This window comes from Mycobacterium sp. (assembly GCF_019243155.1).
Lineage (GTDB): Bacteria > Actinomycetota > Actinomycetes > Mycobacteriales > Mycobacteriaceae > Mycobacterium.
Genome location: NZ_JAFAUS010000524.1, coordinates 1 through 11,435, shown reverse-complemented (window position 1 = coordinate 11,435; position 11,435 = coordinate 1). Strand labels below are relative to the sequence as shown.

At 69.2% G+C, this 11,435-nt stretch carries 14 protein-coding genes; 5 read left to right on the top strand and 9 right to left on the bottom strand.

The genetic code is table 11. From position 1 onward, the window contains the following. On the top strand, positions 1-799 hold a 799-nt coding region (locus JOZ00_RS26475), incomplete at its 5' end, for a CocE/NonD family hydrolase (protein WP_293350474.1). On the opposite strand, the gene JOZ00_RS26470 is transcribed toward JOZ00_RS26475, so the two are convergent. Both JOZ00_RS26470 and JOZ00_RS26465 read right to left on the bottom strand, forming a co-directional pair. Then, complete coding sequence (locus JOZ00_RS26470; RefSeq protein ID WP_293350470.1) at positions 758-1,318, bottom strand: DUF1802 family protein; 561 nt, start codon at positions 1,316-1,318, stop codon at positions 758-760. The two genes, JOZ00_RS26475 and JOZ00_RS26470, sit on opposite strands and share 42 nt — an antisense overlap. Beyond that, positions 1,315-1,584: a DUF2277 family protein gene (locus tag JOZ00_RS26465; protein ID WP_293350467.1), complete on the bottom strand. Its 270-nt coding sequence runs from the start codon at positions 1,582-1,584 to the stop codon at positions 1,315-1,317. Before JOZ00_RS26465 ends, JOZ00_RS26470 begins: the two co-directional genes overlap by 4 nt. A 43-nt stretch (positions 1,585-1,627) precedes the next feature. Here JOZ00_RS26465 and JOZ00_RS26460 point away from each other — a divergent pair, with 43 nt between their 5' ends. Both JOZ00_RS26460 and JOZ00_RS26455 read left to right on the top strand, forming a co-directional pair. Continuing rightward, on the top strand, positions 1,628-2,377 hold the full coding sequence (locus JOZ00_RS26460; RefSeq protein WP_293350464.1) for an enoyl-CoA hydratase: 750 nt from the start codon (positions 1,628-1,630) through the stop codon (positions 2,375-2,377). Between the two features lie 50 nt (positions 2,378-2,427). After that, entirely contained in the window at positions 2,428-3,006 is a 579-nt protein-coding gene (locus JOZ00_RS26455) for a hypothetical protein (RefSeq protein ID WP_293350461.1), read from the top strand. Position 3,007: 1 nt separating this feature from the next. Here the strand turns inward: JOZ00_RS26455 and JOZ00_RS26450 are convergent, their stop codons facing one another. From JOZ00_RS26450 to rimP, 6 genes are all read right to left on the bottom strand, one after another. After that, positions 3,008-4,018, bottom strand: coding sequence for a bifunctional oligoribonuclease/PAP phosphatase NrnA (locus tag JOZ00_RS26450; protein WP_293350458.1), 1,011 nt, complete (start codon positions 4,016-4,018; stop codon positions 3,008-3,010). Then, complete coding sequence (gene rbfA, locus JOZ00_RS26445; RefSeq protein ID WP_293350455.1) at positions 3,993-4,472, bottom strand: 30S ribosome-binding factor RbfA; 480 nt, start codon at positions 4,470-4,472, stop codon at positions 3,993-3,995. Before rbfA ends, JOZ00_RS26450 begins: the two co-directional genes overlap by 26 nt. 51 nt (positions 4,473-4,523) lie before the next feature. After that, entirely contained in the window at positions 4,524-7,325 is a 2,802-nt protein-coding gene (gene infB / locus JOZ00_RS26440) for a translation initiation factor IF-2 (RefSeq protein ID WP_293350452.1), read from the bottom strand. Positions 7,326-7,464: 139 nt separating this feature from the next. Further along, complete coding sequence (locus JOZ00_RS26435) at positions 7,465-7,731, bottom strand: YlxR family protein (protein ID WP_366022419.1); 267 nt, start codon at positions 7,729-7,731, stop codon at positions 7,465-7,467. A gap of 121 nt (positions 7,732-7,852) precedes the next feature. Then, positions 7,853-8,896, bottom strand: a complete 1,044-nt coding sequence (nusA, locus tag JOZ00_RS26430) for a transcription termination factor NusA (protein WP_293350449.1) — start codon at positions 8,894-8,896, stop codon at positions 7,853-7,855. Beyond that, positions 8,893-9,426 carry a ribosome maturation factor RimP gene (gene rimP, locus JOZ00_RS26425; protein ID WP_293350446.1) on the bottom strand — a complete coding sequence of 178 codons (534 nt, stop codon included), beginning with the start codon at positions 9,424-9,426 and terminating at the stop codon, positions 8,893-8,895. The genes nusA and rimP overlap by 4 nt, the downstream gene beginning before the upstream one ends. 167 nt (positions 9,427-9,593) lie before the next feature. Here rimP and JOZ00_RS26420 point away from each other — a divergent pair, with 167 nt between their 5' ends. After that, positions 9,594-10,130, top strand: a complete 537-nt coding sequence (locus tag JOZ00_RS26420; RefSeq protein ID WP_293350443.1) for a hypothetical protein — start codon at positions 9,594-9,596, stop codon at positions 10,128-10,130. Beyond that, positions 10,127-10,573, top strand: coding sequence for a ferritin-like domain-containing protein (locus JOZ00_RS26415; protein WP_293350440.1), 447 nt, complete (start codon positions 10,127-10,129; stop codon positions 10,571-10,573). The genes JOZ00_RS26420 and JOZ00_RS26415 overlap by 4 nt, the downstream gene beginning before the upstream one ends. Here JOZ00_RS26415 and JOZ00_RS26410 read toward each other — a convergent pair. Next, a partial coding sequence (locus JOZ00_RS26410) for a His/Gly/Thr/Pro-type tRNA ligase C-terminal domain-containing protein (protein WP_293350437.1) occupies positions 10,570-11,435 on the bottom strand: 866 nt, incomplete at its 5' end. The genes JOZ00_RS26415 and JOZ00_RS26410 overlap by 4 nt on opposite strands.

Below are 11,435 nucleotides of genomic sequence, written 5' to 3'. Positions count from 1 at the left end.
GACGCACACCCAGCTGCTCAGCAAGGGACTGGCCATCGCCATGCACGACACCCTGGACTGGCTGGACACCCACCTGGGCGGGGCAGACCCCAAGCGCCCCAACAGAGTTCACGTGTGTGTCACCGGTCAGGGATGGCACAACGTGGCGGACTGGCCGCCCGCCACCACCGAGCGCTCGCTGTACCTGCGGCCGGGCGGCTACCTGGACGAGATTCCACCGGCGGACCTCACGAAGGTCACCCCGGCGACCTTCCGCTACGACCCGGCCGACCCGACTCCCACGACCGGCGGTCCCCTGCTGACCACAAACGGCGGTTACCGCGACGACACCCGGCTCGCCCTGCGCAACGACGTGCTCGCGTTCACCAGCGCGACCCTCACCCACGACGTGTGCGCGTACGGGAGTCCCGTCGTCGAGCTGGCGCACAGTTCGGACAATCCGAACGTCGACCTGTTCGTCCGGGTCAGCGAGGTCGACGCGAAAGGCCGCTCCCGCAACGTCACTGACGGCTACAAGCGACTGAACGCCGCACAGAGGTCCCGCAAGCCCGTCCGCCTCGAACTCGACCCCACGGCCCACCGCTTCCGCGCCGGCTCGCGCATCCGCGTCCTGATCGCGGGCAGCTGGTTCCCCCGCTACGCGCGCAATCTCGGAACCGACGAACCGGTGCTCACCGCCAAGCAGTCCAAGCCGGCCACCCACACCGTGCGCTACGGACGGTCCCGGTTGCTACTTCCCGTGGGCCCAAACGACTTGTCAGCCAACGGCGTCGCGCACCCGGGCAGCGACTTCGGCTAGCGCGGTTTCGTCATGGAGGGGCGGCGCGAGGGAGGCCCGCAGCGGGAGGTCCACCCAGCTCTTGCAGCCCGCGAATTCCGGGGTCCGGACGATTCGCAGCGGCTCGGCCAAGGGGATCGCCGACACCACCAGCACGGCCAGCTTGTGCTTGGGCCGGAAGTCGAGCCGGTCGGAGCGCACCGATTCGGCGGTCCAGATGTGCAGGTCCTCGATCGCCGAGAGGCCGTCCGGATCGTTAACCGGCACTGCCGCAACCACTTTCGCGGCGGCCCTGATCACCAGCTCGTCGTCGGTGCTGTCGGCCGCCGCGGCCGCAAGCAAGTCCTGATGCTCAGGGCGGACGCGTTCGGCGTGGCTGTGCGCGACGGTCAGAAACAGCAGGAACTCGCGTGCCGCCAACTCGAATCGCTTCTCGCCGATGCCGCCCTTGCGCAGCAGCACCCGTTGACGACCGTCCAGCAGGGCGTGCACCGCCGCGCTCCACTCCTTCAGCGCGGGTGTGGTTGCGGTGATGGTCATTTCGCGCGGGCCAGCCTGGCGACCACCTCGGGCCGACGCAACGGCGGCACGGTCTTGGGCGGCTGCCGGCGCGGGGGCAGCGACCCCAGCAGCCGCGTCGTCGTCTCGGTGACCTCGGCGACCGCCGCCTCGAACGCCTCGACATTGGCGGCCGACGGGTGGGTGATGCCGCTGACCTTGCGTACGTACTGGCGCGCCGCCGCGGCGATCTCCTCGGCGGTGGCCGCTGGCTGTAAACCGCGCAGTTCGGTGATGTTCCGGCACATGCCTCAACGATAGGCGCGCCCGGCGACTGGCTACGGTGATGCCATGACTGACGACATCCTGCTGATCAACACCGACGAGCGGGTGCGGACCCTGACCCTGAACCGGCCCCAATCCCGCAACGCGCTGTCCTCGGCGCTGCGGGACCAATTTTTCGCCGCCCTGGCCGACGCCGACTCCGACGATGACGTCCACGTCGTCATCCTCACCGGCGCGGACCCGGTGTTCTGCGCGGGGCTGGACCTCAAGGAGTTGGGTGGCCAGTCGGCCCTTCCGGACATCTCGCCGCGCTGGCCGGCGATGAGCACGCCGGTGATCGGCGCCATCAACGGTGCCGCCGTGACCGGCGGGCTGGAGCTGGCCCTGTACTGCGACATCCTGATCGCCTCGGAGAACGCCCGGTTCGCCGACACCCACGCCCGGGTGGGCCTGCTGCCCACCTGGGGCCTGACCGTGCGGTTGCCGCAGAAAGTGGGCGTCGGCCTGGCCCGGCGGATGAGCCTCACCGGGGACTACCTGTCCGCGGAAGACGCGTTGCGCGCCGGCCTGGTCACCGAGGTGGTGCCGCACAACCAGCTGCTCAGTGCCGCACGCCAGGTGGCCACGTCCATCGTCGGCAACAACCAGAGCGCAGTGCGCGCATTGTTGGCTTCCTATCACCGGATCGACGAGACGCACTCCAGCTCGGGCCTGTGGCTCGAGGCCACGGCGGCCCGGGAGTTCCGGACCAGCGGCGACGACATCGCGGCCAACCGCGAGGCGGTGCTGCAACGCGGCCGAGCCCAGGTGCGATAGGCCATACGATCCAGCGATAAGGAAACATTCACCAGCGCTAGGAGGAGTCGATGCGTGTGGTCCTCGGCGTCACCGTCAGGATGCTCGGCGGCGTGACCGTGGCGGCGGCCTCCGTGATCCCGGGGCCCGCGCCGCAGGCTGCCGCGCAGCCGCCGCCGAATTTCCCCAGCCTCGACGGCTACACGGCAGTGCCGGCGGATGGCTACGCCTCCGCCGCCGCGGGATCGCCCCGGCTGAGCTTTGCCGGCCCCTACGGCCTGGTGTGCGACTTCTACGGCGGGCCGGCGCCCGCGCCGCAACCGTCGCAGGACATCAAATGCAAGGGTGACCTGCCAGGACTGGACGACTTGCCTTTCCCCGGCGGGGGCCGGTCACGCCCCGGTGACTGCGTGGTGGGCTCGGTCGACTTCAAGGGACCCGGTTACCAGTTAAGCCGGATGTCGTACTTCGGTTGCGACGGCAACCCCGCCTCCGCGCCGTCGGGCGCGAAGGTGCTCAACGCGGGCCAGAAGCTGTCGTACCTGAACGTCACCTGCGCCGTCGGCAACGACAACCTCGTCGCCTGCCTGGACAGCACCAGCGGGGACCACGGGTTCGTGCTGCAGCGGTCGGGAAGCTGGGCGTTCTAGATCAGCCGAGCGCAGTGCGCAGCGAGGCCACTACGTCGTCGATCGAGCCGGTGGTCGAGTAGCCGGCGGCCAACCGGTGGCCACCGCCGCCGAAGGTGGACGCGGCCGCCGCCAGATCCACCTGGGACTTGGCCCGCATCGACACCGACCACTGCTGCGGTTCGATCTCCTTGAAGACCGCCGCCACCTCGGCCTGCTGCGTGGTGCGCACGATGTCGACGATGCTTTCGACTTCCTCGGGGCGGGAATCGTTCCAATCCCGGTTGTCGACGACGGCGTAGACCAGTCCGCGGCCCCCGACCGCGTCGGGCAGCAATTGCGCGGAGCCCAGCACGCGCGACAGCAGCGGCAGCCAGTTGAACGGATGGTTGTCCATCACGGTTCGGCTGATCGCTGCGTTGTCCACGCCGGTGTCGACCAGCCGGGCCGCCAGCCGAAGCGCGCGGGCGCTGGCCCAGCGGAAGGATCCGGTGTCGGTCGTCAACCCGGCGTAGATGCAGTGCCCGACCTCCCGGTCGATCGGCTTTCCCCACGCGTCGAGCAGGTCGGCGATCAGCAGTGTGGTCGAATCCGCCACCGGGTCAACGTAATTCGCGGTGCCGAACAGGTCGTTGGAGGCGTGGTGGTCGATGACCAGCAGCTGCCGCCCGGAAACCGCCAGGTCGCTCAGCGTGCCCAGCCGCTTGACGCTCGGAACATCAACGGTCACAACCAGATCGACGTCGCGGCGCATTTCCTCGGGGCTGACCAGCAGGCGCCCGCCCGGCAACGACGCCAGCGACTCGGGCAGCGTCGCCGGCGCGGCGAAGCTGACCTCGACCTGCTTGCCGCTCCTGTCCAGCACCAAGGCCAGCGCCAGCCCGGCGCCGATGGTGTCGGCGTCCGGATGAACGTGGGCGATCACCGCGATTGTCGTTGCACTTGAGAGCAATTCGACCGCACCGAGGGCATCGACGCGTGCTGCGGCGCCCCGGGCGCCGGAGAGCTCAGTCTTCGTGTCGATCGCCGTCACCGCTGCCCTCTCTCGCTTCGCTTGATCCGCTGTCCCGGTAAGGGTCGGCCTCCCCAGCCGGCTTCGCGCCCGAGCGTACCCGCGCCAGGTCGGCGTCCGCAGCGCGAGCGCGAGCCAGCAGCTCGTCCATCTTCTGCACGGTGTCCAACGTGGTGTCCCGGGTGAACGTCAGCGTCGGCGTGAACCGCACACCGGTACCGGCGCCGACCATCGTGCGCAGCGCGCCCTTGGCCCGGTCCAGCGCGGCCGCGGCCGCCCCGTAATCCGGCTGCTCCTCGAGCGTGCGTCCCATCACCGTGTAGAACACCGTTGCGTCGTGCAGGTCGGCGGTCACCTTCGTGTCGACGATGGTGACGCCGTCCAGCCCCGGATCCTTGATCTCGAACTCGATCGCCGATGCGACGATGGTGTTGATCCGTTTGGCCAGCCTGCGCGCTCGACCGGGGTCAGGCATTTCGATTCACCGCCTCCTCCTCATCGCTTCGCTCGGCATCGTCGACGGTGGTCAGGTGCGCTCCTTCTGGACCAACTCGTAGGACTCGATGATGTCGCCTTCCTTGATATCGGAATAGCCCAGCGTCATACCGCATTCGAAGCCCTCGCGGACCTCGGTGACATCGTCCTTCTCCCGTCGCAGCGAGTGGATCGTGAGGTTCTCGGTCACCACGACGTTGTCGCGCAGCAGGCGGGCCTTGGCGTTGCGCCGCACGATGCCGGAGCTGATCATGCAGCCGGCGATGATGCCCACCTTCGAGGACCGGAAGATCGCCCGGATCTCGGCGCGACCCAGCTCGTTCTCCTCGTAGATCGGCTTGAGCATGCCGCGCAGGGCCTTCTCGATCTCGTCGATCGCCTGGTAGATCACCGAGTAGTAGCGAATCTCCACACCCTCGCGGTTGGCCAGCTCGGTGGCCTTGCCCTCGGCACGCACGTTGAACCCGATGATCACCGCGTCCGACGCCGACGCCAGGTTGACGTTGGTCTCGGTGATGCCACCGACACCGCGGTCGATGACGCGCAGCGCCACCTCGTCGTCGACCTGGATGCCCATCAGGGCCTCCTCCAGCGCCTCGACGGTACCGGCGTTGTCGCCCTTGAGGATCAGGTTCAGCTGGCTGGTTTCCTTCAGCGCCGAGTCCAGGTCCTCCAGGCTGATCCGCTTACGCGAACGCGCCGCCAGGGCATTGCGCTTGCGCGCGCTGCGCCGATCGGCGATCTGGCGGGCGATGCGGTCCTCGTCGACGACCAGGAAGTTGTCACCCGCACCGGGAACCGATGTGAAACCGATGACCTGCACGGGACGCGACGGCAACGCCTCTTCGACGTCGTCGCCGTGCTCGTCGACCATACGGCGGACGCGGCCGTAGGCGTCACCGGCGACCACCGAGTCGCCGACGCGCAGCGTGCCTCGTTGGATCAGCACCGTGGCCACCGGCCCGCGACCGCGGTCCAGGTGCGCCTCGATCGCCACACCCTGGGCCTCCATGTCGGGGTTGGCCCGCAGGTCCAGGGCGGCGTCGGCGGTCAGCAGCACCGCCTCCTCCAGCGACTCGATGTTGGTGCCTTCCTTCGCCGAGATGTCGACGAACATCGTCTCGCCACCGAAATCCTCTGCGACCAAACCATATTCGGTGAGCTGGCCGCGGATCTTGGCCGGGTCGGCCCCCTCCTTGTCGATCTTGTTGACCGCCACCACGATCGGCACGTCGGCCGCCTGCGCGTGGTTGATGGCCTCCACCGTCTGCGGCATGACGCCGTCGTCGGCGGCGACCACCAGGATCGCGATGTCGGTGGCCTTGGCACCGCGGGCACGCATGGCGGTGAACGCCTCGTGACCCGGTGTGTCGATAAAGGTGATCGGCCGCTCGTTGCCGTCGAGGTCAACGGAGACCTGGTAGGCGCCGATGTGCTGGGTGATGCCGCCGGCCTCGCCCTCGCGCACGCTGGCCTTACGGATGGTGTCCAACAGTCGGGTTTTACCGTGGTCGACGTGACCCATCACGGTCACCACCGGCGGACGGGTCTGCAGGTCCTCCTCGCCGCCTTCATCCTCGCCGTAGGACAGGTCGAAGGATTCCAGCAGCTCGCGGTCCTCGTCTTCGGGACTGACGACCTGAACGACGTAATTCATCTCGCCGCCCAGCAGTTCGAGCGTCTCGTCGCCGACCGACTGGGTGGCCGTCACCATCTCGCCGAGGTTGAACAGCGCCTGCACCAGCGAGGCCGGGTTGGCGTCGATCTTCTCGGCGAAGTCCGACAGGGACGCGCCGCGCGCCAGCCGGATGGTCTCGCCGTTGCCGTGCGGCAACCGCACGCCACCGACGACCGGCGCCTGCATCGAGTCGTATTCCTGACGCTTCTGCCGCTTGGACTTGCGACCGCGCCGCGGCGCACCGCCGGGACGGCCGAACGCGCCGGCAGCGCCACCGCGCTGTCCGGGGCGGCCACCGCCGCCGCCACCACCGCCGGGACGGCCCCGGAAGCCGCCGCCGCCACCACCGGGTGGGGCGCCGACTCCGCCGCCGCCACCGCCACCGCGGTAGTTACCGCCGCCACCACCACCGCCGGGTCCACCGGGACGACCACCACCGGGACGCGGAGCGCCGGGGCGGGCCGGACGGCCCTGCCCGCCGGCGCCGCCGGGACGCGGCGGCATGCTGCCGGGGGACGCTCCGCCGGGACGCGGCGCGCCCGGCCGGGGCGCGCCGGGGCGCGGTGCCTGCGGGTGCGGACGCGGGATCGGCCGGTCGACGGGTTGCGCCGACGAGAACGGGTTGTTGCCGACGCGCGGGGTGCGCACGCCTGGCTTGGGTATCGGGCCCGGACGCGGCCCCGGGGTCGCACCACCGGGATGCGGCGGCTGCTGGCCGCCGGGCTGCTGGCCGGGTGTGGGCGCCTTGGGCTGCCCCGGGGAGGGCGCCGGCGGCCGTCCGGGCACCGGTCCCGGCCGCGCCGGCGGCGCTGCGGGGGAAGGTGCGGCGGCCGCGGGCGGCGACCCAGCGCCAGGCTTGGCCGGCGCGCTGGTCGCCTCGCCGTTGGCGACGACCTTGTTGATCGCCTTGTCGAGGGCCTGGTCGAGCGATTTGTCGGGGCCCTTGACCGGCGGCTTGGGCGAGGCCTGAGCCCCGGACTTGGCCGCGGGCTTGCCGCCCCCGAACGATTCACGCAGCCGGCGGGCGACCGGTGCTTCTACCGTCGACGATGCGGATTTGACGAATTCGCCCTGTTCATTAAGCCGGGCGAGCACTTCCTTGCTGGTGACACCGAGTTCCTTTGCCAACTCGTGTACGCGGGCCTTACCTGCCACTACATCTCCTGTCTATGAGGCGACAGTCGCAGGGCCGCGCCTCGGGTTTAGCTATGACGCATTGTCATCGGGACTTCACGGTGTGCTCATGTTCTTTGCTACCTGTTCTGTTGCGGGGTGACCTGGCGCTTTGAGGGTCTCAGAGACCCTCAACGTGCTCGACCACCGCCGATGTGTCCGGTGAACCGGTGATGCGCAGCGCTTTGCCGAAAGCTCTCCGTCGAATCGCCTGTTGCACGCACTGCGGCGCGGGATGCAACCATGCACCCCGCCCTGGCAGGCTACTCCCCGTGTCAACGATCACGGCGTATTCGCCGTTCCCGTCGGACACAGCAACCACTCGAAGCAGCTCGACGGCCAACTCTCGCTTTCGGCATCCCACACACGTCCGCACGGGCCCACCCATGCATCGGTGTGCCCGGCTGGTTAGGGAAGCCGAAGGCTCACGCTGGATCACGGCTCAGTCTAGCGTCACTTAAACGATGGTCAGAACCGCCCGAGGATGCGCCGCGATCTACCGGGAAGGGTCAGTGATCGCGGGCCATTCCATGGGCGGCGCCGTGTTCGGAATGGCTCTCGGAATGCTCCGGTGAATCCCCGCGGATGTCGATGCGCCAGCCGGTGAGCCGGGCGGCCAGGCGGGCGTTCTGCCCCTCCTTGCCGATGGCGAGCGACAACTGGAAGTCGGGCACCACCACGCGAGCGGCCCGCGCGGCCTGGTCGATGATCGAGACGGACACCACCTTCGCCGGCGACAGCGCGTTGGCGACGAAGCGGGAGGGGTCGTCGTCGAAGTCGATGATGTCGATCTTCTCCCCGGACAGCTCGCTCATCACGTTACGGACCCGCTGCCCCATCGGACCGATGCAGGCACCCTTGGCGTTCAGACCGGGAACGTTCGACTTGACCGCGATCTTGGAGCGGTGACCGGCCTCGCGCGCCACGGCCACGATCTCGACCGACGCGTCGGCGATCTCGGGGACCTCCAAGGAGAACAGCTTGCGTACCAGGTTCGGGTGGGTCCGCGACAGCGTGATCAGCGGCTCGCGGGACCCGCGCGTCACGCCGATCACGTAGCAGCGCACCCGGTTGCCGTGCTCGTAGCCCTCGCCCGGGACCTGCTCGGCCGCCGGGATCACGCCCTCGGAGGCCTTGGTCTCGGTGCCCATCCGGACGACGACCAGCCCACGCGCGTTCGCCCGGCTGTCGCGCTGGATCACACCCGCGACGATCTCGCCCTCCCGAGTGGAGAACTCGCCGTAGGTGCGCTCGTTCTCGGCGTCCCGAAAGCGTTGCAGCATCACCTGACGCGCGGTCGTGGCGGCGATCCGTCCGAAACCCTCGGGCGTGTCATCCCACTCGCTGATGACGTTGCCGTCCTCGTCGGCCTCGCGGGCGATCACCTTGACGACGCCGGTCTTGCGGTCGATCTCGATGCGCGCGTCGGTCTGGTGCCCCTCGGTGTGCCGATACGCGGTGAGCAGCGCCGACTTGATGGTCTCGAGCAACTCGTTGACCGAAATGCCCCGATCCACCTCGATCGCGTGCAGCGCGGCCATGTCGATGTTCATGCCCCGGCCTCCGTTCCATCGGGCCGACCCCCAGTCGCCAGCTCCAGTTCAGCCTGGGCGGGGGGTGAAAACTCAACCTGGACAACAGCTTTGGCGATGTCGCCGAGCGAAATCTCCCGTATCGCCCAGTCACGGCCCGCGCGGACCACCAGGGCAACGGTGTCATCGTGCGTCTCGCCGACCCGGCCCGCCAGTGTCGAACCGTCCGTGAGGACCACGTCAACCTTGCGGCCGCGGGCGCGGCGGAAATGCTTTTCGCTGGTCAAAGGCCGGTCCACACCGGGCGAGCTGACCTCGAGCACGTAGCGGTCGTCGATGCCGTCCACGTTGTCGAGCAATGCCGATGCCGACCGCGACAGGTTGGCAACGGTGTCCAGGTCCAGAGCTTTGTCACCGTCGGCGATCACCATGATCCGAGGCGGACGAGTCCTGGCGTCGATGACCACGTCTTCGATCTCATAGCCGGCGCGCGCAAACTCTCCACCGAGTAGCTCGATCACCTGCGTCTGCGAAGGTAGCCCGGTGGTCACGGCGAGCTCCTCATCTTGAGTTGTCCGGTCTTCTCCAATGTCCCGGCGGAACGCAAGACATGCCGTTCCGCCAGAGCAGCTATCAACGATACGCCAGTAATGGCTTGTGACGGCGTGATCGCGTCCTGGCATCGAGGCCACCTTCGTGGCGATGGCAGGATGTGCTTGTGTCTAGCGCAGATTCCGTCGTCAACAGGCGGGGTGTGCTCGCCGGTGGCGCGGCTCTGGCTGCGCTCGGGGTGGTGGCGTCCGCCTGCAGCGAGCCACCGCCCAAGCCCCCGCCCGTCGAAGAATTGCTCGGGCCGTTGGACCAGGCCAGGCGTGACAGCGCGCTCGCGAGTGCCGCCGCCGCGTCCCTCGGCAATCCGCCACAGGTCGCCGCCGCCCTGGCGGTGGTAGCGACCCAGCGCACCGCCCACGCCACGGCGCTGTCGACGGAGATCTCCCGCGCCTCCGGCAAGCTCACCACGTCGTCGACGAGCGAGACGGCCACGCCGAGCCCGAGCCCGGCCCAACCGGCGGGGCCACCGCCGCCTCCGCCACCGGTCTCCGACGTGATCAACGCGCTGCATGCGTCGGCCGACAGCGCCAGCCGGCTGGTGTCGAGCGAATCCGGCTACCGGGCAGGGCTGCTCGCATCCATTGCCGCATCCTGCACGGCTTCTTATCTGGTCGCGCTGGTGCCCGGAGGTCCGTCGATATGAGTTCCGGCAAGGACGCCGACAACGCGGCCCTGTGCGACGCGCTGGCCATCGAGCACTCGACGATCTACGGCTACGGCGTCGTGTCGGCGATGTCGCCGCCCAGCGTGAACGACTTGGTGGTGGAAGCCCTCGGGCAGCACCGCCAGCGCCGCGATGACGTCATCGCAATTCTGAACGCCCGCAAGGTCACCGCGCCGGTCGCCGCGCCCGGCTATCAGCTGCCCATGCTGGTGGCCAGCGCGGCAGATTCCGCGCGGCTGGCCGCACGGATGGAGAACGACTGCGCGGGCACGTGGCGCGTCGTCGTCGAGCGCGCCGAAACGGCCGACGACCGTGCATTCGCCTCGACGGCCCTGACGCAGAGCGCCGTGATGGCCTCCCGGTGGAGCCGACTGCTGGGCGCCTGGCCCATCACCACGAGCTTCCCCGGCGGGAACGACTAACCGCGCAGGACGGCGGCGATGTCGGTGGCCAGCGACGGCCCGATGGCCAGCTGGCGGGTCTCGCCGCCGAAGCGGTCCCGCAACTCCACCACGCCGTCTGCCCAGCCCCGACCGACCACGACGATCCAGGGCACGCCCAGCAGTTCGGCGTCCTTGAATTTCACGCCGGGCGACGCCTGCCGGTCGTCGAGCAACACATCGACGCCCAACCCGTCCAGGTCGGCGGCCAGCGCGGTCGCCCCGCTGCGAGCCTGGTCGTCCTTGTTCGCGATCACCAGGTGTACGTCGAACGGCGAGACCGACGACGGCCAGCGCAGGCCGAGCTCGTCGTGATGTTGCTCGGCGATGACGGCCACCATCCGCGACACCCCGAGGCCGTAGGACCCCATCGTCAGGCGCACCGGTTTGCCGTCCTCGCCGAGCACGTCGGCGGTGAAGGCGTTGGTGTATTTGCGGCCGAGCTGGAAGATGTGCGCAACCTCGATACCGCGCGCCGAGACGAGCGGGCCCGCGCCGTCGGGTGAAGGATCGCCGTCGCGCACCTCGGCGGCCTCGATCGTGTCGTCGACGGCGAAATCGCGGCCGGCGACCAGGCCGACGATGTGCTTGCCGGGCTCGTCCGCGCCGGTGATCCAGCTGGTGCCCGCCACCACCCGCGGGTCGACGAGGTAGCGAACTCCGTTGGCTTGCAACGCCTTCGGCCCGATGTAGCCCCTGACGAGAAACGGGTATTTGGCGAAGTCGGCGTCGTCGAGCAGTGCGTATTCGGCGGGCTCGAGCGCCGCGCCCAGCCGCTTCTCGTCGACCTCGCGGTCGCCGGGGACGCCGATGGCCAGCAGTTCCCACTCCTCGCCGGGCACCC